Annotated in this window: 22 protein-coding genes and 1 pseudogene; 9 read left to right on the top strand and 14 right to left on the bottom strand. The window is 66.0% G+C overall.

The features are described 5' to 3' along the window. Nucleotides 1-76: 76 nt before the first annotated feature. Together K369_RS10015 and K369_RS10020 are read right to left on the bottom strand one after the other, a co-directional pair. On the bottom strand, nucleotides 77-646 hold the full coding sequence (locus K369_RS10015) for a hypothetical protein (protein ID WP_036290778.1): 570 nt from the start codon (nucleotides 644-646) through the stop codon (nucleotides 77-79). 10 nt (nucleotides 647-656) lie between these two features. Then, complete coding sequence (locus K369_RS10020; protein ID WP_036290779.1) at nucleotides 657-1862, bottom strand: cyclopropane-fatty-acyl-phospholipid synthase family protein; 1206 nt, start codon at nucleotides 1860-1862, stop codon at nucleotides 657-659. A gap of 378 nt (nucleotides 1863-2240) precedes the next feature. On the opposite strand from K369_RS10020, the gene K369_RS10025 reads away from it, so the two are divergent. Then, nucleotides 2241-2513, top strand: a complete 273-nt coding sequence (locus K369_RS10025; RefSeq protein WP_036290780.1) for a hypothetical protein — start codon at nucleotides 2241-2243, stop codon at nucleotides 2511-2513. Nucleotides 2514-2633: 120 nt separating this feature from the next. On the opposite strand, the gene K369_RS10030 is transcribed toward K369_RS10025, so the two are convergent. Both K369_RS10030 and K369_RS27665 read right to left on the bottom strand, forming a co-directional pair. After that, nucleotides 2634-4031, bottom strand: coding sequence for an exopolysaccharide biosynthesis polyprenyl glycosylphosphotransferase (locus K369_RS10030; RefSeq protein WP_245278165.1), 1398 nt, complete (start codon nucleotides 4029-4031; stop codon nucleotides 2634-2636). An 81-nt stretch (nucleotides 4032-4112) separates the two neighbouring features. After that, entirely contained in the window at nucleotides 4113-4382 is a 270-nt protein-coding gene (locus tag K369_RS27665) for a hypothetical protein (protein WP_051949193.1), read from the bottom strand. On the opposite strand from K369_RS27665, the pseudogene K369_RS24630 reads away from it, so the two are divergent. From K369_RS24630 to K369_RS10050, 4 genes and pseudogenes are all read left to right on the top strand, one after another. Then, a pseudogene (locus K369_RS24630) lies at nucleotides 4290-4863 on the top strand (ISAs1 family transposase); the annotation flags it as partial. The gene K369_RS27665 and the pseudogene K369_RS24630 overlap by 93 nt on opposite strands. A gap of 293 nt (nucleotides 4864-5156) precedes the next feature. Beyond that, nucleotides 5157-5813 carry a hypothetical protein gene (locus K369_RS10040; RefSeq protein WP_156967838.1) on the top strand — a complete coding sequence of 219 codons (657 nt, stop codon included), beginning with the start codon at nucleotides 5157-5159 and terminating at the stop codon, nucleotides 5811-5813. A gap of 103 nt (nucleotides 5814-5916) precedes the next feature. Further along, nucleotides 5917-6471 (top strand): TIGR02281 family clan AA aspartic protease, encoded by a 555-nt coding sequence (locus K369_RS10045; RefSeq protein WP_245278166.1) that lies wholly within the window; start codon nucleotides 5917-5919, stop codon nucleotides 6469-6471. 66 nt (nucleotides 6472-6537) lie between these two features. Further along, nucleotides 6538-6924 (top strand): GtrA family protein, encoded by a 387-nt coding sequence (locus K369_RS10050; RefSeq protein ID WP_036290784.1) that lies wholly within the window; start codon nucleotides 6538-6540, stop codon nucleotides 6922-6924. A 500-nt stretch (nucleotides 6925-7424) separates the two neighbouring features. Here the strand turns inward: K369_RS10050 and K369_RS10055 are convergent, their stop codons facing one another. From K369_RS10055 to K369_RS10080, 6 genes are all read right to left on the bottom strand, one after another. Further along, nucleotides 7425-8246, bottom strand: coding sequence for a phosphosulfolactate synthase (locus K369_RS10055; protein ID WP_036290785.1), 822 nt, complete (start codon nucleotides 8244-8246; stop codon nucleotides 7425-7427). Nucleotides 8247-8293: 47 nt separating this feature from the next. After that, a complete protein-coding gene (locus K369_RS10060) occupies nucleotides 8294-9688 on the bottom strand; it encodes an MmgE/PrpD family protein (RefSeq protein WP_036290788.1) in 1395 nt (464 codons plus the stop codon). Between the two features lie 64 nt (nucleotides 9689-9752). Further along, a complete protein-coding gene (gene hrpB / locus K369_RS10065) occupies nucleotides 9753-12227 on the bottom strand; it encodes an ATP-dependent helicase HrpB (protein ID WP_371033314.1) in 2475 nt (824 codons plus the stop codon). A gap of 33 nt (nucleotides 12228-12260) precedes the next feature. After that, the gene (locus K369_RS10070) at nucleotides 12261-12653 is read right to left on the bottom strand and encodes a helix-hairpin-helix domain-containing protein (protein WP_036294763.1); all 393 of its coding nucleotides are present in this window, start codon (nucleotides 12651-12653) and stop codon (nucleotides 12261-12263) included. Between the two features lie 72 nt (nucleotides 12654-12725). Beyond that, nucleotides 12726-13562, bottom strand: coding sequence for a histidinol-phosphatase (gene hisN, locus K369_RS10075; RefSeq protein WP_036290791.1), 837 nt, complete (start codon nucleotides 13560-13562; stop codon nucleotides 12726-12728). A gap of 34 nt (nucleotides 13563-13596) precedes the next feature. Then, nucleotides 13597-14517, bottom strand: a complete 921-nt coding sequence (locus K369_RS10080) for an N-formylglutamate amidohydrolase (RefSeq protein ID WP_156968035.1) — start codon at nucleotides 14515-14517, stop codon at nucleotides 13597-13599. Between the two features lie 215 nt (nucleotides 14518-14732). On the opposite strand from K369_RS10080, the gene cpdR reads away from it, so the two are divergent. Further along, nucleotides 14733-15107 (top strand): cell cycle two-component system response regulator CpdR, encoded by a 375-nt coding sequence (cpdR, locus tag K369_RS10085; RefSeq protein ID WP_018265194.1) that lies wholly within the window; start codon nucleotides 14733-14735, stop codon nucleotides 15105-15107. A 125-nt stretch (nucleotides 15108-15232) separates the two neighbouring features. Beyond that, nucleotides 15233-15463 (top strand): 50S ribosomal protein L31, encoded by a 231-nt coding sequence (gene rpmE / locus K369_RS10090; RefSeq protein ID WP_024880132.1) that lies wholly within the window; start codon nucleotides 15233-15235, stop codon nucleotides 15461-15463. Between the two features lie 77 nt (nucleotides 15464-15540). Here the strand turns inward: rpmE and K369_RS10095 are convergent, their stop codons facing one another. Next, on the bottom strand, nucleotides 15541-16077 hold the full coding sequence (locus K369_RS10095) for a DUF1465 family protein (RefSeq protein WP_036290794.1): 537 nt from the start codon (nucleotides 16075-16077) through the stop codon (nucleotides 15541-15543). A 349-nt stretch (nucleotides 16078-16426) separates the two neighbouring features. After that, nucleotides 16427-16696, bottom strand: coding sequence for a hypothetical protein (locus K369_RS10100; RefSeq protein ID WP_156967839.1), 270 nt, complete (start codon nucleotides 16694-16696; stop codon nucleotides 16427-16429). 234 nt (nucleotides 16697-16930) lie between these two features. Here K369_RS10100 and K369_RS10105 point away from each other — a divergent pair, with 234 nt between their 5' ends. Together K369_RS10105 and K369_RS10110 are read left to right on the top strand one after the other, a co-directional pair. Next, nucleotides 16931-17728 (top strand): inositol monophosphatase family protein, encoded by a 798-nt coding sequence (locus tag K369_RS10105; RefSeq protein WP_026191276.1) that lies wholly within the window; start codon nucleotides 16931-16933, stop codon nucleotides 17726-17728. After that, nucleotides 17725-18213, top strand: a complete 489-nt coding sequence (locus tag K369_RS10110; RefSeq protein WP_051949195.1) for a GNAT family N-acetyltransferase — start codon at nucleotides 17725-17727, stop codon at nucleotides 18211-18213. Before K369_RS10105 ends, K369_RS10110 begins: the two co-directional genes overlap by 4 nt. A gap of 24 nt (nucleotides 18214-18237) precedes the next feature. Here the strand turns inward: K369_RS10110 and pyk are convergent, their stop codons facing one another. After that, complete coding sequence (gene pyk / locus K369_RS10115) at nucleotides 18238-19671, bottom strand: pyruvate kinase (protein ID WP_036294770.1); 1434 nt, start codon at nucleotides 19669-19671, stop codon at nucleotides 18238-18240. Between the two features lie 45 nt (nucleotides 19672-19716). Continuing rightward, nucleotides 19717-20142 (bottom strand): DUF1036 domain-containing protein, encoded by a 426-nt coding sequence (locus K369_RS10120; protein ID WP_245278167.1) that lies wholly within the window; start codon nucleotides 20140-20142, stop codon nucleotides 19717-19719. Between the last annotated feature and the right edge of the window lie 167 nt (nucleotides 20143-20309).

Here is a 20309-nt window from a genome sequence, read left to right on the forward strand (position 1 = left end):
ACTGACTGACTGACGACATATGAAACGGCGGCGAATCTTCGCATTCGCCGCCGACGCCATGAAAGCCGCGCGCCGCTCACATAGGCGCGTCCGGCACGCCATGCACATGGACGTCGCGGCCGGAATGCTTGTTGAGAATATCGACGGCGCTTTTCTCATGCGCGGCGTCGCGCGTGCGCACCCATAGCAATATGCCGCCGCGATCCAGCTGCTCTTGCAGATATTGCGCGTGATTCTCACCGATCAGCTTGGCGAAGAGCGCGCCGACCAGCCCGCCGCCGCCGCCGGCGATAGCCGCCGCCGCGAGCGCGGCCGCCATCGTTCCGCCGCTCGCGAAAATCAGCCCCGCAGCTCCAATGGCGCCGATATAGCCGAGTCCGCCGACCAGCGCGCCTTGCGCCTCGCCGATCGACTCTGGCGAGATATAGGCGCTGCGCGGAACATCGGCGTCGTCCGCCACATCCGTCGCCTTCTCATAGGCGTGGCCGAGCTTGGCGTCGACGGTCTGCTCGCCGGCCATGAGGCTGATGTCGGCGCGATCGAAGCCGGACGTCTGCAATTCGTCGATCGCCTCTTGAAGCGTATCGGCCGTGTCGAACACGCCGACCGCCTCGCGAACTTGGCTGGTCTCCTCGCCGGACGCCATGACTGTCTCCTCATATGCTCGTGCGATACAGATCGTCGCGGGTGAGCGGCACGGCGTCGATGCGCCGCGCCAGCTGGATGTGAAAGTCCACGAGGCCGGAATGCCGGCCCCCCGCCTCGCAGCTCGCGAGATAGAATTCCCACATGCGGCAGAAGCGATCGTCGTAAATCTGCGCTATGCGCGACCAATTGTCCTTGAAGCGCCGTCGCCACATGCGCAGCGTGTCGGCGTAATGGAGCCGAAGAATCTCTATGTCGGTCGCATAGAGGCCGACGCGCTCGACCGCCGCGCTGATCTCCGAGAGAGCAGGCGCCTGGCCGCCGGGAAAAATGTATTTCTCGATCCATGGGCTGCCAGCGCCCGGCCCGGCGGCGCTACCCGTGGCGCCGACGAGCGCGACGCCATCCTCGACGAGAAGCGCGCGCAGCTTCTCGAAATATTCGCTATAGCGGCCATATCCGACATGCTCGAACATGCCGACCGATATGATCCGGTCGTAGCGCTCGGCCTCCTTGCGATAGTCCCGCACAGCGAACCGAACGCGATTGTCGAGGCCCGTCTCGCGCGCGCGCTTTTGCGCATAGTCGCATTGCGCCTGCGAGAGAGTGAGGCCCGTCACCTCGAAATCGGCGACGCGCGCGAGATAGAGCGCGAGCCCGCCCCAGCCGCATCCGATATCGAGCACGCGCTGGCCGCGTCGCAGCAGCAGCTTGGCGGCGATATGGGCGAGCTTGTGCTCCTGCGCCTGCTCGGCCAAGTCCTCCCGCGTCAGATAATAGGCGCAGGAATATTGACGCTCGGAATCGAGAAACAGCGCATAGAGCTCGTCGGAGAGATCATAGTGCGCGCTGATCTCGTCCGGCGCGGCGCTCAGCGAATTGCTGCGCGCGAGACGTTTCTGCATGCGGCGCGCCATGGCGCCGGCGCGCCACAGCCAATGGCCGTAGCCATGACCGAAATTAGCGAAGCACAAGTCGAAAAAATCATAGATATCGCCGCTCTCTATGACGAAGGAGCCGTCCATATAGGCTTCGCCGAGAGCGATATCGGGCGCCAGCGCCAGCTCTTGCGCGAGATTGCGATCCTTGATCTCGACCGTTACCTCGGGCGCGCCGCGCCCGAAGCGGCGCACGCCGGCGTCCGGCCCGACGAGCGTCAGCGAGCCTGCTGCGATGGTTCTCGTCAAGAGCTGATCGAGCGAAAACAGCGCTGTCATTTGCGACGTCCGGCTGGAGTTCGGCAAAGCGCCGAAACCGTCAGATATCGCCGCGCGCCCGTGCTTCAATATGCGGGCGCGGCTACGCCGCCGCGCCGCCGGCCCGTGCGTTCACGCACATCGCCGCGATCCGGCGCGGGCCATTGTGAGCAGGTCGCTCACCGGCCCCCGTCTCTCAGACCAGCCACAGCGGCAGAGTGTGGAATTCCTCTCTCGACCTTCTCCTGAGCCTTTTTCGAGCCGCCCCATTGCGGGGCGGCTTTTTTTGCGCCGGCAGGATGAAGCCCGGCCGGCCTCGCGCGCCGTTTCTTGCATGGGCGTCTCTGCATGGACGACCCTGCGCCGCAGGCGAGGGCTGATGCGTAAGAGGAGGTCGACTTGGCCGAGGAACCGAAATTCACCCGCGAGCGCCCCAAGACGGTCGGCGAGCTGATCGAGGCCTTGCAGAAGCTGCCCGCGGCCGCGCGCGTCCTGGTCCACGGCGAGGACGACAGCCTCTATGACTGCGGCGCGCCCATGATCGAGCTGGTGATGCTCAATCGATATCCCGACAGCAGGGACAATCTCGGCCCGCATCGGCTGTCGAGCGGCATGGACGCCGATAAGGCGATTGGCGTCGTCATCATCAATGACGCGAATCGGGAGTGGTGAGACAAGCGCGGCCGATATGAAAGCGCAGGGGAAGCGCACGGAATTGTCCGAGGGCCGGCCGTGGCGCGGCCCTCGTCGCAGCAGCCCTAGGCTCGGCGAGCAGACGCCGCGCCGCCTCTCTCAATAAGCGCGCGAATCGCGCAGCACCATCATCATGGTGCGGAATATGATGCCGACGTCGAGCAGCAGCGTCCAATTGTCGATATAATAGAGGTCGCAGTCCACGCGGTTGCGTAGCTTATCCAAAGTGTCCAGCTCGCCGCGGAAGCCTTTGACTTGCGCCCAGCCGGTCATGCCCGGCTTCACCCTGTGACGCACGGCGTAATATTCGACCAGCTCCTCGAGGTTGCGACCGTCCGTCTTAGTGGCCAGCGCATGCGGGCGCGGGCCGACGATCGACATATCGCCGAGGATCACATTGATCAGCTGCGGCAGCTCATCGATGCTCGAGCGTCGGATGACACGCCCGACGCGCGTGACGCGGGGGTCGCCGCGGCTCGTCTGCACCGTGGCGTGCGCATCGGTCTTCTCGGCGAACATGGAACGGAACTTCCACAATTCGAAAATGCGGCCGTTGAAGCCGACGCGCTGCTGCCGGAAGAAGATCGGACCCGGGGAGTCGATCCGGATCGCCAGGGCGGTCGCCACCATCAGCGGCGACAGCAGAATGAGGGCGCAGGAGGCGAGCGCGATGTCCTCGACGCGCTTGAACCAGAGGCTCCAGCCGTGGATCGGCTCCTCCATGCCGCAAAAGGAGATGCGGTCGCCGAATTTCGCGACGTTGACGACATCCGCCATCACGCGCCGATCCGCCGGCAGGACGAAGACGCGCGTGGAGAGGTGCCGCAGCATGTCGAGATGGCGCAGAACATTCGGAATCTCGGCCCAGGGCGCCGCGAGATAGACATGGTCGATCTCGTCCTGGACGATGCGATCCGACAAATCCGCGAGCTCGGCGAGATCGGCGTATGTGGCGTAGCCGACGACGACCTCCTCATTGCGGGTCTCGCCCTCGATCTCGCGTGGATGCAACGGATCGCAGAACACGCCGACCGAAAGCGCGCGATGGACGAAGGCGCTCTCCGCCAGCGCCTCGCGAATGCGTCGCAAGATCAGAGCGCGCGCCGCGATCGCGATCGCCGTGCTCGTCCCCGCCCAGGAAAAGAACCAGAGGCGCGAATAGCTCTCCGCCGATTTCGTCGCCGCGGCGATGCAGATCATCAAGGCGAAAGTGGCGAGGAAGGACAGAGTGGCGCGCCGCAGCACATGTCGGCGATCGAGCACGCTCGAGGTCCGATAGACCTCGAAAATATGCGCCAATCCAAACTGCAGGGAGGCGGCGAAGAAAATCGCCCAGATTTGCCACTCCTGCGGCGAGGCCCCTGCCGATCCGCCGGGAAGCCCGACACATGCGAAGCCCGCGACGATCAGAGTGAAAATGTCGAAGGCGGCAAATCCGGCGGAAAAATTATGGAGCGAAATTCGTTTCGACTTGCGAGTCGATCTGCGGGACCACACGACGTCCCGCGAGTCGCAGAAATCCAACCACATACTAGTCAACCCCGAAAATATTCGGAAGTAATCTAGCTTAATTTTCTGTCAATGCAAGTCACGCATATGCCAGGGCTCCGAATTCGGGTTAACGGCGGTTAACGGATTGCGCGCGGCGCGATTCCCTATCGGCGGAGTGATTCTGGAGCCGCCGTCATGAGCCTCGCCTTCGCCGTTTTCAAAGAGAAGTCGCGTCTGAAGGCGCTTCTCGACCATTTCTCGATCATCGACGACCCCCGCGAGCCCTGGCGCGTCGCGCATCCATTGCGCGAGGTGTTGCTGCTCGTCGTCTGCGCCTCCATGGCCGATTGCGATCATTTCGACGCCATCGCCGCCTGGGGCAAGAAGAACATCGGCTTCCTGCGCCGCTATTTGCCCTATGAGCACGGCGCGCCGGGCGGGGCGCTGGCTCACCCTGCTCATGAACCGCGTCGATCCGGCGCTGTTCTCGGCCGCCTTCACCGCCTTTGTGCGCGAGACCTGGCCGGAGCGACCCGAGCTCATCGCCATAGACGGGAAGACCTCGCGCCGCAGCCATGATCGCGCCGACGACAAGGCCCCGCTGCATCTCGTCTCCGCCTTCGCCACCGCCAGCCGTCTCGTGCTCGGCCAGGAGGCGGTGGAAGGCAAGAGCAACGAGCTGTCCGCCATTCCCGTCCTGCTCGATCGCCTGTCGGACGACGGCGGGCTGAAAGGCGCGCTCGTCTCCATCGACGCCATCGCCGCCAACGCCAAGATCGCGCAGGCGATCGTGGACAAGGGCGCCGATTATCTGCTCGCGGTCAAAGCCAATCAGCCGATGCGCAAGGGCCACGGCGCGCGGAACATGGCCGTCGTCAGGCATTTCGCGGTGAATCTCATTCGCATCGCCCCCGAGCCCGAGCGCCCGCCGCCGATGAAGCCACAACGAAAGGCGACCAAGCCCAGACACACGAGCATCAGCCTCCGCAGAAAAATCGCCGGATGGAGGGCGGCTTCAGCCCGTTCACCCGGATTCGGAGCCCTGAGCGCCTCCGCGCCGCCTCCCCGAATGGCGAAGCCCGCCCTCCTCCGCTATCATCGCGAAATATTGCGAGCGGTTTCGGAGGCGAAATGGACATCAAAGGGATGCAGGAGGCGCTCGCGGCGCTGAAAAGCCTGATCGCGACTGTCGGCCTCGTTCTGGCGATCGGCTTCGCCATCGTCAACGCCAATGCGATCGGCGACGGCCTCGCGGCTCTCGCGGATCGCTTCGGCGGGCTGCGCGGAGCGGAGATCGCCGGCGTCAAGCTGGATTTCGGCGAGGCGACGATCGAGCAGCGCGTGCCGCCCATGCTCTTCGAGCGGCTCGACGCCAAGGACCGTCGGCGCGTCGCCCGCGATTTGAACGCGCTGGAGCCACGCATGGCGCTGCGGCTGCTGCAGGTCGGCCTGCTGGCCAATCTCTGCGAGTTCGACAAGCCGACGACCTCCATGATCGACGATTTCAGCACCGATCATCATCTGCAGGATCGCGGTCTCGCGTCTCTCGTCGAGAATCCGCAGATCAAGGCGAGAGTGATCGCCCAGCAGGCGAAGGCGGGTAAGAAATCCGACATAGGCGAGCCGCGCGCCTGCTACGACATCACGCTGACGGATCATGGCTGGGACGTGCGGACCGCGCTGGTGCATGTGGTGAGCGCCGGCTTCGGCTCGGCGCCGATCGTCCGCGAGCCGGCGCCCGAGCCGAATGTCGCCCAGGAGCAGCGCAGCCTCTCCAAAAAGCGCTGACACGCCCGAGTTTAAGGAAACGCCTTAAGTATTGATCAGGGTCCCCTCGCTACTCTGCCTTCCGTAGCCGGCGGTGTGTCGCCGGCATTAAGGGACCATGTCGATGTCCAGCTCCATCCTCCGCACCGCCATTGGCGGGGCGTTCATCACGCTCGTCGCATCTCAGTCGCTCGTTCATATTCTCACCCAGGTGCAGGCCAAGACCTCGCCCTACCGCCAGCAGGCCGATTACGCCGCTCCGATGCGGGCCTTCGCGCCTGTCGCGCCGGCGGCGCCGCTCGCAGCGCCCGGCGAAGCGACCATCGCCGCCGATCGGCTCGGCCAATATTCCGCCAATGTCGAGATCGAGGGCCAGCGCATCCGCATGCTGGTGGACACGGGCGCGAGCACGGTCGTGCTGTCCTATGAGGACGCCGCCGCGATCGGCTATTTGCCGGCGCCCGCCGATTTCAAATATCCCGCCCAGACCGCCAATGGCGTCACCCGCATGGCGCGCGTGAAGCTGCGCGAGGCGCGTCTCGGCCAGGTGGCGCTGCGCGACGTCGACGCCTATGTCGCCGAGCGCAATGCTCTGGGAGCGAGCCTGCTGGGCATGACCTTTCTGTCGCGTCTGTCCCGTATCGAGGCGGGAAACGGAAAGCTGGTTCTGCGTCAGTAGGCGTCTGGCCACGTCCGCAGGCTCGGCCCTCTCGCGCGGGAGCGGGAAACATGCGATTGTCGGCGCATGTCGCTCCCCCGCCAGCTCTCCGTCTTCGCCCTGGTGGGCGTCATCGCGACAGCGCTCCATTATGCGGTGCTCGTCGGCCTCGTCGAGTTCGCCGCCTGGACGCCCGTGCCCGGCGCGCTCGCCGGCTATCTCTCCGGCGGAGTCGTCTCCTATATCCTCAACCGCCGACACACTTTCGAGAGCGTGCGGCCGCATGAGGAGACGACATGGCGCTTCGCCCTCGTCGCCTTCGTCGGCTTCTGCCTCACCTTTGGCTTCATGCGCCTCTTCGTGGAGAGCATGGGCGCGCCCTATCTGCCGGCGCAGATCGTCACCACGGGAATCGTCTTCTTCTGGTCCTTTCTCGGCAATCGCCTGTGGACCTTCCGCGCCGGGCCGGCCTGAGCGACCCGCCCGGCGCCGTTCTCGTCAGGCCGCCTCACGGCGCTCCGCGTCCATGGCGCAGGCGCCGCGGCGCGACAGCGGCGGCGTCCAGCCGCGCAGCTGATCGCAATTATAAGCGACGATCAGCATGATCTGCGCGCCGTTCAATTGCGAGAAGAGCGACCGCGGCAGCGCGAGACCCTCGCCCTGCGTCCAGCGCCAAGGGCGATGATCGCCCGCCTCCTCTGGATGGAAGGATTCGGCGAGCTGCGGATGATCGAGCGAAATTCGCGGGAATTGTATAATTTACTGCATAAGCGCAAATTTTGATCACTATGCCAACAACACTACACAAAACGGCTGCAAACTCGAAGCATTTTTGAGTTTTATCTCGACCGTAACCTCGAATTAAATGCGACAATCGAAATATAGCTTCATTTCAATCTTTTCATAAACCGCAAGTTGCAATCGATCAATCCGTTGCAGCTCTTACGTCGCCTCCGCCGCGCCGTGGCCCCTCCTCATCCGCCAATGTTCTGAATGCGGCCCCATGTGCTCTTGGTGCCCCATATGCCCTGGCGCAGCGCCTCCAATTGCACGATTTGCGAGTGGTCGACGAAGAGATTGACCTCATTGCCGTAATTCTTGACGTACCATTCGAAGACCGGCGGATCGGCGGCCTCGAACATCACTTTCTCGAGCCCGAGGCTGTCGATCACGCGCGCGGCGACATCGGTGCGCCAGCGCGTCACATTCTCGGTGATCCCTTCGCTCTCGATCATGATGATGTCGGCGCCGGCGTCGAGCGCGCGCTCGGCCTGCGCGATGAGCCAGGAAACATCGCGCGTTCCCTCCGCCTCCAATTCCGCCGCCGCCGTATCGCCGCCGGCGCCGAATTGAATGCCGACCTCGGGCTTGGCCTTCAGTCCCGCCTTCTTCACCATACGCACCAGCCGCAGCAGGCTGTCGGTCGGCAGGCTGACGAAGCCCGCCGATATTTCCACCACATCGAAGCCGAGCGATTTCACTTCCTCGATATAGCGGCCGATGGCGTCGGGACCGAAGCGCATCACATTCTCGAGCCAGCCGCCGGTCGAGATATAGGCGCCATGGTCATGCGCAGTCTTGTTGAAGCTCCGCACCGCCTCGGGCGGCATCAGCGCAAAGGAGCCGCCGGCATATTTCACGCCGTCGATCCATGCGCCCATGGTCTCGAAGAGATCGGCGAGATGGCGTTTTCCGTAGGCGCTGTAATAAGGCCCACGAATTTCGGTGAGCCCGCGCTGGCGCGGCTTGGCCGTGCGCGCGGCGCGGGGAATGAAGGAGAATGTGGTCTCGGCCATGGCGTTCACCTCGCGTGCTCGAGTGCGAGTCCCTGGACCGCGAGCCTTCAGGCTCGCATTCGTCGTTCTCCCTGCGTCGATCCACCGATGCGTCCGAGCAGTCCCGTCAGTTCCGCGACGCGCCGCCGCTCGAGCGTTTCGATCACATTGGCGATGGCGTCGCGCTCGATCTCGCTCGTCTTCTCGCGCGTGACGCGATCGAATTTGCGCCGCGCCGCCTCCCAATCGAAGGGATCGGTATAGAAGCCGTGATAATCGTCGCGCGCGCAGGCGAGCAGACGGCCATCCTCGAGCTCGATCGCGAGCCGCGCCGGCAGAAATTTCGGAAACAGAGCGGTCAGCTCCGGCGAAGGGTCGATCGTCACCTTGCGTAGCAGCGTCTGCGCATCATCAGCGAGAATGCGCTGCGGCGCATATTGTTCCGGCTGCACCTCGCCGTCGATGAGCGCGACGGCGAGCATATAGGGAAGGCTGTGATCGGCCTCCTCCTTATTGCGCACCAGGCGCTTGTCGCCCTCCTCGCCGCCGCCGATGATCTGAAAGGCCACGGCGAAAGTCTCGAGCCGCGCCTCGCGCACGGCCGCCGCGGAAAACCCCGGCCGCGCGCGAATGTCGAGCGCCGCGTCGATCGCCGATTGCGAATGAATCTCGGCATTGTGCTTCTTGAGAATCGTGCGCTTGACGCTCTCCAAATCCTCGCGCGACCAGTCGATCTCGAAATGTCCGGCGATCGTCTCCTCAAAGCCCTTATTGCCTTCGAAGACTTGCCGCGGCCCGGTGATCCCATGCGCGGCGAGCAGCGCCGCATGCGTCGCCGCCATTGCGGTATTGGGATAGGCCAGCCCCTTCCAATTCGAGAGCGCGCCGGTGCGCGTCACGCGCAAGGCGTTGTTCGCCGTGCCGCTGATGGCGATGGCGTTGGCGATCTGTTCGGGCGAGAGACGCAGCGCCTTGGCGACGCCGGCGGCGGCCGCATAGGCGCCCTGCACCGTATGGTCGAAGCCGCGCGCCCGCACTGGCGCGACATCGCTCAATCGCGTCTGCACTTGATAGGCGACGGCGAGCGCCGCTAAAAATTCCGCGCCGCTGGCGTCGCGCATTTCCGCCGCCGCGAGAACGGCGCCGAGATTGTCGGAAGGATGGCACGTCTCCCCCGGCGCGAGATAGCTGTCCATGAAATCGAGATAGCGCGACAGCGCGCCATTGTAGAAGGCGGCGCGATCGGGCGCGGTCTTCCCTCCGCCGATGAGCGTCGAAATCGGCGCGCCGCCGAGCGCAAAAGTCATCTCGCGGATCGCCTCTATCGGCGCCGCGCCGAGCGCGCCCAAGGCGACGCCGATCGTGTCGAGAACGCGGATTTTCAATTGGCCGAGCGCGGCCTCGCTCATCTCCTCGAGCCGCGCCCGATCGACGAATTCCGCGAGCGTCTGAACCTCGGTCATTGGCGAGATTCCTTGCAGGCTGGTACATCTGGCGCGCCGGCCGGCGGCATCAAGCCGTCTTCGCTCACGTCCCTCGCGGCTTCGCCCGCGTCGTCGGCGCGGCGCCGGCGGGATCGTCGGGCCATGGATGGCGCGGATAGCGGCCCTTCATCTCGCGCTTCACCTCGCTCCAGGAGCCGGCCCAGAATCCCGGCAGATCGCGCGTCGTCTGAATGGGCCGATGCGCCGGCGACAAGAGCTCCAGCGTCAAGGGAACGCGGCCCTTGGCGAGCGTCGGATGCGTGGAGAGACCGAACAGCTCCTGCACGCGCACAGATAAGAGCGGCCCATTGGCGGCGGCGTAATCGAGCGCATGGCGAGAGCCGGCGGGCGTCTCGAAAAAGGCGGGCGCCTCCTGATCGAGCCGCCGCGTCAGCTCATAGGGAAGCAGCGCCGAAAGCGCGGCGCCGAGATCGTCGGCCGTTATGGCGACGACGCTGGCGCGGCCGAGGATGAAAGGCGCGAGCCAATCTTCGACGTTCTGCGCGAGGCCTTCGTCGCTGACGTCCGGCCAATCGTCGCCCTCGGCGCGGCGCAGAAAGGCGATGCGGTCGCGCAATTGCTCCTGCGCCTTGCTCCAAGGCAGACGCGCGACGCCGAGCCCGGCGACGCCGCGCGCGAGAATGCGCGCATTCTCCTCGCTGGCCTCGACCGAGAGATTCTGCTCGGCGAGACGGATCGCGCCGAGCCTGCGAAACCGTCGTCGCCGCAAGCTCGCGCTCGGCGCGTCGAAAATCGTTTCGTCGCGCGTCTCGATGCGATCGGCGGCGATGCGCTCCACCTCTTCGGCCGAGAGCGCGCAAGCGGCGAGAATGCGCGCCTGCGCGGCGCGGCCGGTGATTTCTGCAATGGCGAGGAAAGACGCCTTAGCGAGAACGTCATGCGGCGGCGTGGCGGCGGCGCGGCCATTGGCCATCAGAAACTCGCCGCCCGCGCCGCGCGCCTTGGCGATGCGATCGGGATAGGCCATGGAAATGAGCGCGCCATCGGAGAGATCGGCTTCCGCCTCGCGCCGGACGGCGGCTTTCGCTTGGCTCGCCCAGCTCGCCGAAAGCCGCTGCGCGTCGCGAGCGCGGCGCGAGCCGTCGGAGCGGAAACGATCGAGGCGATCGGAGAGATCGCTGGACGTTCCCCCGAGTCCGCGCTCGGAGAGCAGCAGAGCGAGATCGGCGGCGCGTTCGGCCTCGCCATGGCGGGCGGCTTCCAAGATCATGCGCGCGAGGCGCGGCGCCAGCGGCAGCGAGCGGATCGCGCGGCCGGTCGCGGTGAGCGCGCCTGTTTCATCGAGAGCGCCGAGCGCGCGCAGCAGAGCGACGGCCTCCTTCCAGGCCGGCGCCGGCGGCGGATCGAGCCAGGCGAGCTTATTCGGATCGTCGAGCCCCCAGGAGCGCAGATCGAGGGCGAGGCCGGAGAGATCGGCGGCGAGGATTTCCGGCGCGGCGAAAGCCGGCAGCGAGACGGTCGCGGCCTCGTCCCACAGGCGATAGCAGACGCCCGCCTCCGTGCGCCCCGCCCTGCCCCGTCGCTGATCGACGCTGGCGCGCGCGGCGCGCACGGTCTCGAGCCGCGTGAGGCCGAGATCGGGCTCGAAGACGGCGACACGCGAGAGACCGCTGTCGATGACGACGCGGACGCCTTCAATGGTCAGCGAGGTCTCGGCGATGGACGTGGCGAGCGTCACCTTGCGGCGCCCAGGCGCGGCGGGCGCGACGGCGAGGTCCTGCTCCTTGCGATCCATCGCGCCGAACAGCGGCGCGATATCGACATCCGCAGGAAGGCGCCGCTCGCCGAGAAAATTGGCGACGCGCTGAATCTCTCCCTGCCCCGGCAGGAAGACCAGGATCGAGCCCCTCTCCTCCGCCAGCGCGCGCGTCACCGCGCGGATGACGGCCTCTTCCAGGCGCTCATTGGAGTCGCGCCCGAGATAGCGCGTCTCCACAGGAAAGGCGCGGCCCTCGCTCTCGACGATTTCCGCGCCGCCCATGAGGCCGGCGACGCGCGCGCCATCGAGCGTCGCCGACATTGCGACGAGGCGCAGATCGTCGCGCAGCCCCGCTTGCGCGTCGAGCGCCAGAGCGAGGCCGACATCGGCGTCGAGCGAGCGCTCGTGAAACTCGTCGAAGAGCACGGCGACGACGCCCTCGAGCATGGGATCGTCGAGGATCATGCGCGCGAAAACGCCTTCGGTGACGACCTCGACGCGCGTCTTCGCGGAGATTTTCGACTCGAGCCGCATGCGCAGGCCGATCGTCTCGCCGACGGATTCGCGCAGGCTCGCGGCCATGCGCGCGGCGGCGGCGCGCGCGGCGAGACGGCGCGGCTCCAGCAGAATGATCTTGCCGCCCGTCGCCCAATCGGCGTCCAGCAGAGCGAGCGGAATGCGCGTCGTCTTGCCGGCGCCGGGCGGCGCCACGACGACGAGATTGCGCTTTTCGGCGAGCGCCGCCGTCACGCGCGGCAGAACCTCGTCGATCGGCAGACGGTCGGCGAATGCGATCAAGGATGCGCCCACGCTCTCACGCGCGGGGCGCGCTCACTTCTGCTTGGCGATGATCTTGTCCTTGATCTTCTCATAGACGCCTTTGGGGAGGATGTTCTTTTGATAGAGCTCGTCCTTGCCCTTATAGGGCCTCCCCTTGATGATCGCCACGGAGCGCGCCTCGCCTATGCCGGGCAGCGCGTCCAGCTCTTCCTTGCTCGCGGAGTTTATGTCGAGAAGCTCCGCCGGCTTCGGCGCGGCCTCCTTGGCGGGCTGCTCCTTGGCGGGCGGCTCCTTGGGAGATTCCTGCGCCGGCGTCGCCGGCTGCTGCTTGGCGGGCGCGCTCTTGCCCGCCTTGGCGATGGAGGTCGCAGGCGCCTGCGCCAGCGCGGCGGCGGCGAAGACGGACAGGAAGGCGAGAAGGCAAAGGCGCAAAATATTCCGCATGACGAGGCCTCGCATAAGAACGCTGCGAGGGTAGCGTCTCGGCGAGGCGCGGTCGAGCGCCGGAGGCTGCGGTCATCCCGCAGCGAGCGCCCGCATCGCCGCCTCATGCACGCGCTTATCCCCTGCCGCGATGATCGCGCCGCCCTGCGCGGCCGGGCCGCCGTCCCAAGTGGTGACGATTCCGCCCGCGCCTTCGACGATCGGGATCAGAGCGACAATGTCGTAAGGGTTGAGATTGGTCTCTATGACCAAATCGACATGGCCGGCGGCGAGCGCGCAATAGGCGTAGCAATCGCCGCCATAGCGCGAGAGCCGCGTCTGCGCCTCGACGCGGAAAAAATCGTCGCGCAGGCGCTCGTCGATGAGCCGCGGCGAGGTGGTCATCAATGTCGCCTCGGCGAGCGTGGCGCAGGAGCGCGTCTGCAGCTTGCGACGCTCCTCTGTCGGCGCCGGCTGGGCCTTCCAGCCCGGCTGCGGATGGTGATGCCGCGCCGGCCCGCGCCAATAGGCGGCCTCGCCGTCGCCGGAGAAGCGCTCGCGCGTGAAGGGCTGATGCATCAGCCCATAGCAGGGCCGCCCGCGATGCTGGAGGCCGATGAGCGTGCCCCATAGCGGCAGGCCACAGATGAAGCTCTTGGTCCCGTCGATCGGATCGAGCACCCAGACATATTCGGCGTCGGCGCGGAGATTGCCGAATTCCTCGCCGATGATTCCATGGCTCGGAAAGGTCGCCTCTATGAGCCTTCGCATGGCGATCTCGGCGGCGCGATCGGCCTCCGTCACCGGATCGAAGGCGCCGCCCGGGGCCTTGTCCTCCGCCGCGAGGCTGGTGCGGAAGAAGGGCAGGATCGCCTCGCCGGAGGCGTCGGCGAGGCGTTCGACGAATTTCTCGAAATCGACGGCGGTCATTGCCTCTCCGGGCTTCGGCTGGAAACGCGCTGGATCACTCGGCCGCGGCGCGCTGCTCGCGCGGGCCGACGATTTGCGTCAGCAGCCGCACGATCTCGCCGAGCCGGGAGGCCAGCAGATCGAAATCGACGCTGCGACGCAGATCGGCCTCGTTCATATAGAGATTTCGTGAAATTTCGATCTGCACCGCATGCCAGCCGGCGCCCGGCCTGCCGTAATGCTCGGTGATATAGCCGCCGGCGTAGGGGCGATTGCGCTGCACATGATAGCCCCATTGCCGCAGCCGCGCCTCTATGGCCTCGACGACGTCGCCCGAGCAGCTCGCGCCGAAACGATCGCCGAGCACGAAATCCGGCTTGCGCTTGTCGCCGCGGCCGGTCGCGCTCTCCTTGGCGACGCTGGAGGGCATGGAATGGCAATCGACCAGCAGGGCGACGCCGAACTTGCGGCGCGCGCGCTCCATCAGCGCGCGCAGAGCGGCGTGATAGGGCTTGTGCAGGCTCTCTATGCGATGCAGCGCCTCGGCGACGCGCAGCCGGCCGGAATAGATCTCGCGGGCGTCGGCCACGACGCGCGGAATGGTGCCGAGGCCGGCCGCCACCCGCAGCGAGCGCGTGTTGGCGAATTCCGGCAGCGCATCCTCGAACATGCGCGGGTCGAGCTCATAGGGCTCGCGATTCACGTCGAGAAAAGCGCGCGGGAAATGCGCCTTGAGCAGCGGCGCGCCGATCGCCGGCGCGAGAGCGAAGAGCTCGTGGACATGCGCATCTTCGGACCGGCGCAGATTGGCGATGTCGAGCCGCGAGCTGGCGAGAAAGCTGGCCGGATAGACGTCGCCCGAATGCGGAGACGAGAAGACGAGCGGCGAGGAGAACTCGGCGGGCTCGACCAGCTCGAACGGAACATGGAGCTCGGGATCGGCGGGCGTCGGGCTCGCGGCCCGCTCCTCGTCCATCATCGTCGACGCCTCATCGCTCTCACTCTCCTATCGCCCCCTCGAGAGAATATCGCGGAGGGGCAGCATAGACTCTTTCGGCGGGCATATTCCCGAAAATTTCGGTTCATGCGAAACAAGGGCCAGAATTTCACGAGCGGGCGTGAGCGGGTCCTTATTTTCACCCGATTTTTACCAAACTGCGCCCTTATGTCCTAGAACATGCGAGGAGCGATATGACCGACAAGATTGCCGCGAAAATCCTGCTGGCGGAGGATGATACCGACATGCGCCGCTTTCTGGTGCGCGCGCTGCAGACGGCCGGTTTCGCCGTCACCTCCTTCGACAACGGGCTCTCCGCCTATGACCAGCTCCGCGTCGAGCCTTTCGAGCTGCTGCTCACCGATATCGTGATGCCGGAGATGGACGGCATAGAGCTGGCGCGCCGCGCGACGGAGCTCGATCCCGACATAAAGGTGATGTTCATCACGGGCTTTGCGGCGGTCGCCCTCAATCCCGACAATCAGGCCCCGCGGCAGGCGAAAATCCTCTCCAAGCCTTTCCACCTCAAGGACCTCGTCAATGAGGTGCAGCGCCTGCTCGCCGCCTGACCAGAGCGGCGCGACGCGGTTTAGAGTTGCGGCGCCGCTCGGGCGACCTTGCTCCTTTGCGCGCCATGCGCTATGAGCGCCGCCAAACGCCGGCGTCGGCGCGGCTCTCTTTTCGAGGAATGACGATGAAGAAGGAAATCCATCCCGACTATCACACGATCAGGGTCGTGATGACCGACGGATCGGAGTATTTCACGCGCTCGACCTGGGGCGCCGAGGGCGACACGCTCAACCTCGACATCGACCCCAAGACGCATCCGGCCTGGACCGGCGGCTCCGCTCAGCTGCTCGACCGTGGCGGCCGCCTGTCGCGCTTCAACTCGCGCTTCGGCAATCTGTCCTTCGGCAAGAAGTAAGCGCGTCCCTTACCGGCGCCAAAAAAAGCCGCGCTCGAGAGCGCGGCTTTTTTGGTTTCTCTCGTCTAGCCGGCGCCTCAGAGCCCAGGGGCGAAAGCGTTGCGCAGCCTCTGCAGCTGGGCCTCGACCGGGCTCTCGGCCTGAATCTGCCGATAGCCGGCTTCCGAGCCATAGATCAGCTGATCGAGGTGCATCACCCGCGCCTGCAAGCGCAGCGAGTGAATGGCGAGATCGCGCAGCTTTTGCGGCAGATGCGCGAAAACGTCTGGATTGGACGCCAGCTCCTGCTGCGACAGCCGCACCTTGTGCTTGTCGCTGGCGGCCTGCGCGCGCGTGATCTCGCCCTGATTGACCGCCCGCTGCAGCAGCAGCCAGGAGGCGATCTGCATTAGCCGAGTCGTCAGCCTCATGCTCTCGGCCGCATAGGCCAGAGCCTCGGATCGCGGCAGCGATTTGGCGTCATCCCGGCCATCGCCGTCGAGATAGGCCGCCGCCTCCTCCACCAGCGCCATGCCCTCGCGAAACATGGCCCCGAACGCTTCCGACCCCGCCAGCTTCTCCACGAAAGAGACCGGAGTCTGAATGCTTTCCACCGAATCGGACGCTTGCCCCATCATACGACGCTCTCGAACGCTCGAACGCCGCGCTCGATCCGCGCCGTTCCGATGAGACCTATGTAACGCAAATTTGCGGGGCGCGCCTTATTAGGTTTTGCTTAACCTTAATCTTTGAATCCGTACGTATTACGCCCGAGGTCACGGCTCGGGAGCCGCCGCCGCGCGGGTCCGCGCTCGCCTCTCCCTGCCCGGCCAATGCTGATGCAGCGCATTAGCGATCGGCTTTAAGCAAATGAAATACCGCCTTTTATCGGTCTGCTTTAACCATCGCTCGAAGAATGCCGAAAAATTCCGCCGCCGAGACGCACGGATGCGCAGAATATCGTTCCAGCTAAACTGCTTAGGCTCAGCTCTTGATGTTCCGCTGAAGCTCTATTCCGGCGGTGCGCTCGGCGCCGACGACCGAGCGGCCGAGGCCCGCCTTCAGAGCGCCGGCGCAGAGCGCGGCGATCGCCAGCAGCAGTCCGACGCGGAGCAACTGCCCGCCGTCGGGCGCCGCCGGCCGGTTGGAGACCGCGAGCGAGCGACCGCTTTTCGGCGCAGCGTCGCTCCGGCGAAGCGTCAAGGCGGGCCGGCCGCCTCTCGTCTCGACGATTTCCACAGGATCGAACGGCACGGGACTGATCTCCAACGAAGGGGCCGAGGGCCTCACTCTGGCCAAATGGCGCTTTCGAAACGGTGAAGGCCGCGACGGACGCCGCCGTCAGGGTTTATCTCTGGTTAACGCCTGAGCGGCGGCGGCGCTGCGAATGCGGACGGGACGTCAGTGAATGCTTGACGCGCCCGCCGCCGGCCTGTCATTTGAGGCCTCGCCCCACCTCCCCCCACACGCGCCATTCTTCAGGACTCCATGATCCGATCCGCATTGATGAACGTCATGACTGCCGCCGCCATAAAGGCCGGGCGCAGCCTGAAGCGCGACTTCGGCGAGGTCGAGAATTTGCAGGTGTCCGTAAAAGGCCCTGGCGATTTCGTCTCCGCCGCCGACCGCCGCGCGGAAAAGGTCGTGTTCGAGGAATTGTCGCGCGCCCGTCCCGGCTATGGCTTTCTCATGGAGGAGAGCGGCGCCGTCGAGGGCAGCGACAAGACCCACACCTGGCATATCGATCCGCTCGACGGCACCTCCAACTTCCTGCACGGAATCCCGATTTTCGCCGTGTCCATCGGGCTCGAGCGGGAGGGCCAGCTGGTCGCCGGCGTCGTCTATAATCCGGCGACCGACGATATGTTCGTCGCCGAGAAGGGCCAGGGCGCCTATCATAACAACCGGCGCATGCGCGTCGCCTCGCGCAAGTCGCTCGGCGACTCGCTCATCGCCTGCGGAATTCCCCCTCTCGCCGCAGTAGACCGCCACGCGCTCTTCCAGACGGAGCTGACCGCCGTCATGGCCAAGACCGGCAATATCCGCCGCATGGGGGCCGCCGCGCTCGATCTCGCCGGCGTCGCCGCCGGTCGATACGACGCCTATTGGGAGCGCGGCATCAAGCCCTGGGACATCGCCGCCGGAATTGTTCTGGTGCGGGAGGCCGGCGGCTTCGTCAGCGATCTCGACGGCGGCGGCGACATGCTGCCCAAGGGCGCGATCTGCGCCGGCAATGAGACCATACATCGCCTCCTGCTCGACACAGTGCGCAAGGCGCGCGCGTGACAGACGGCCGCCCGATAACCGGCCCGCGCATCGTCGCGCGCCGCGATTCGGACTGGGCCGCGCTCACCGACCTCTGGGTCGCGGCTTGGCGGCGGACCTATGCGGACATTGATTTCGAGGCGCGCCGCGACTGGCTGAAGAATCATATCGTTCAGCTGGAGCATGGCGGCGCGCGCACTTTGCTGCTGCTCGAGGGCGCCGGGCGGATTCTCGTCGGCTTCGTCACCGTCGATCCGGCGTCGCATTGGCTCGATCAGCTCTGCGTGCATCCTGAGCGTTTCGGCTCCGGCGCGGCGGAGGCGCTGATCGAGGCGGCGCGCAGCCTCTCGCCCGCGCGGCTGCGGCTCGACGTCAATCAGGACAATGAGCGCGCGATCGCCTTTTATGAGCGGGAAGGCTTCGTGAGAGTCGGCGAAGGCCGGCCGAGCCTCGCGGGCCGGCCGACGCTGATAATGGAATGGTCGTCGGCAACCGCGCCGGCCTGAGCCGCGCGGAGGCCGAGCCGAACATCAGGCGCCGCTCTTCTCGCCGACCAGCGCGAGCCGGACCATATTGGTCGCGCCCGGCGAGCCGAAGGGCATGCCGGCGACGATGATGATGCGGTCGCCCGGCGCGGCGAAGCCCTCGCCCAGCGAATTCACGCTGGCGCGATCGACCATATCCTCGACATCGCGCGCGTCCTGAGTCTCCAGCGCATGGACGCCCCAGACCAGCGCCAGCCGGCGCGCCGTGTCGCGATTGGGCGTCAGCGCCAAAATCGGCGGACGCGGCCGCTCGCGGGCGATGCGCAGCGCCGTGGCGCCGGAGGCCGTCCAGGCGCAAATGGCCATGGAGTCCAGCGTCTCGGCGACGTCGCGCGCGGCGACGGCGATAGCGTCGGCGGCGGTGGGATTGGGCGGCGCATTGCGCTGAGCGTTGAGGATGGAGCGATAGACGCCGTCGGTCTCCACCTCCTCGGCGATGCGGCTCATCGTGGCGACCGCCTCGATCGGGAACTGGCCGGCGGCGCTCTCCGCGGAGAGCATGACGGCGTCGGCGCCCTCATAGACGGCGGTGGCGACGTCCGACACTTCGGCGCGGGTGGGGAGCGGGGCGAGAATCATCGATTCCAGCATTTGCGTCGCCACGACGACCGGCTTGCCCAGCCGGCGCGCGGCGCGGGTGATGCGCTTTTGCAGGCTCGGCACCTTCTCGAGCGGCACCTCGACGCCGAGATCGCCGCGCGCCACCATCAGCGCATCGGCATGCTCGATGATCTCGTCCAGCCGGGCGATGGCCTGCGGCTTCTCGATCTTGGCCATGACCAGCGCGCGCGGGCCGACGACGCGCTTGACCTCGAGCACGTCCTCCGCGCGCTGCACGAAGGAGATCGCCACCCAATCGACGCCCTCGATCAGCGCCGCGTCGAGATCGGCGCGGTCCTTGGGCGTCATGGAGGTGATCGGAATATCCGTGTCCGGCAGGCTGACGCCCTTGCGGTTGGAGACGCGGCCGCCGATGTCGACGACGGCGCGGGCCATGTCGTCCGAGGTCTCGACCACATGCAGCCGCACCTTGCCGTCATCGATCAGAATGGCGTCGCCGATCTTCAGCGCCTGCAGAATCTCGGGATGCGGAAGCTGCACGCGGACGGCGTCGCCCGGCGTCGGATCGGCGTCGAGGACGAAATGATCGCCCTTGCGCAGATGCACCGGCCCGTCGGCGAAGGCGCCGATGCGGAGCTTCGGCCCCTGCAGATCGACCAATATGCCGATGGCGCGGCCGGTCTCGGCCTCGATCTCGCGGATCATGCGCACATAGGCGGCGAGCCCGGCATGATCGGTGTGGCTCATATTGATCCGAAACACATCGGCGCCGGCCGTGGACAGGCCGGCCACGACGGTCTTCTCGACGCTCGCGGGACCGAGCGTCGCGATGATCTTCACGCGCCGCAACCTTCTCATTTTCTCGCCCAATCCTTCTTTGTCAGAGCCGCGCGGCCGTCTTCGTCACTGAGTCGACGACGGCGTCGGATCTGTGAGCTGCACCGTCCAGTTCTTGGCGTCGCGCCCCGTGTCGATCTCGAAGAAGCCCGTGCGGTCGAAGCCGCGCGCGAAGCAGTCCTCTCGCCCATCGATGCGGAACTCGCGATCGCGCGTGCACATGAACGCCTTGCCCTTCCACTCTCCGCCGCGCTCGTCCATCGCATATACGTAGTAGTACTGCGCCGCGAGCGGTCCGCGCAACAGCGTCTCGCAGGCGGAGGCGCGCAAATTCCACCACCCTTCCGACAGCCAATTGCGTCCGTCCGTATAGGCCAAGGACACGCTCACCCTGTTCGTCGTGTTGTTGCATAGGCGAAAATCCGCTTGAGCGCCGGATATAACGCAAAGACAACACGAAATAATCACAAAGCGTGTCATGCGGCCGGGCATGGGCGGAACAGTCGCGAGAGGGTCGAAGAGCGGCGCCGCGGACCGGCGGCCCGAAGCGGCGATGCACAGCCAAACCACGGGACGGCCGCTTTGTCCACCCCGACGACGCCTCGCGCCGCGCAATCTGGCCGCGGGCGTGGCCGTCTTGTCACTGTCGTGACCTAGCG

It is taken from the genome of Methylosinus sp. PW1 (genome assembly GCF_000745215.1).
Classification (GTDB): Bacteria; Pseudomonadota; Alphaproteobacteria; order Rhizobiales; family Beijerinckiaceae; genus Methylosinus.

Bases quoted from the DNA above. Each gene is read 5' to 3' on its own strand.
- K369_RS10015 (WP_036290778.1), bottom strand. From the start codon at position 646: ATGGCGTCCGGCGAGGAGACCAGCCAAGTTCGCGAGGCGGTCGGCGTG.
- K369_RS10020 (WP_036290779.1), bottom strand. From the start codon at position 1,862: ATGACAGCGCTGTTTTCGCTCGATCAGCTCTTGACGAGAACCATCGCA.
- K369_RS27665 (WP_051949193.1), bottom strand. From the start codon at position 4,382: ATGATCGCAATCGGCCATGGAGGCGCAGACGACGAGCAGCAACACCTC.
- K369_RS10040 (WP_156967838.1), top strand. From the start codon at position 5,157: ATGGACATCAAAGGGATGCAGGAGGCGCTCGCGGCGCTGAAAAGCCTG.
- K369_RS10045 (WP_245278166.1), top strand. From the start codon at position 5,917: ATGTCCAGCTCCATCCTCCGCACCGCCATTGGCGGGGCGTTCATCACG.
- K369_RS10050 (WP_036290784.1), top strand. From the start codon at position 6,538: ATGTCGCTCCCCCGCCAGCTCTCCGTCTTCGCCCTGGTGGGCGTCATC.
- K369_RS10055 (WP_036290785.1), bottom strand. From the start codon at position 8,246: ATGGCCGAGACCACATTCTCCTTCATTCCCCGCGCCGCGCGCACGGCC.
- K369_RS10060 (WP_036290788.1), bottom strand. From the start codon at position 9,688: ATGACCGAGGTTCAGACGCTCGCGGAATTCGTCGATCGGGCGCGGCTC.
- K369_RS10070 (WP_036294763.1), bottom strand. From the start codon at position 12,653: ATGCGGAATATTTTGCGCCTTTGCCTTCTCGCCTTCCTGTCCGTCTTC.
- hisN (WP_036290791.1), bottom strand. From the start codon at position 13,562: ATGACCGCCGTCGATTTCGAGAAATTCGTCGAACGCCTCGCCGACGCC.
- K369_RS10080 (WP_156968035.1), bottom strand. From the start codon at position 14,517: ATGGACGAGGAGCGGGCCGCGAGCCCGACGCCCGCCGATCCCGAGCTC.
- cpdR (WP_018265194.1), top strand. From the start codon at position 14,733: ATGACCGACAAGATTGCCGCGAAAATCCTGCTGGCGGAGGATGATACC.
- rpmE (WP_024880132.1), top strand. From the start codon at position 15,233: ATGAAGAAGGAAATCCATCCCGACTATCACACGATCAGGGTCGTGATG.
- K369_RS10095 (WP_036290794.1), bottom strand. From the start codon at position 16,077: ATGGGGCAAGCGTCCGATTCGGTGGAAAGCATTCAGACTCCGGTCTCT.
- K369_RS10105 (WP_026191276.1), top strand. From the start codon at position 16,931: ATGATCCGATCCGCATTGATGAACGTCATGACTGCCGCCGCCATAAAG.
- pyk (WP_036294770.1), bottom strand. From the start codon at position 19,671: ATGAGAAGGTTGCGGCGCGTGAAGATCATCGCGACGCTCGGTCCCGCG.
- K369_RS10120 (WP_245278167.1), bottom strand. From the start codon at position 20,142: ATGCCCGGCCGCATGACACGCTTTGTGATTATTTCGTGTTGTCTTTGC.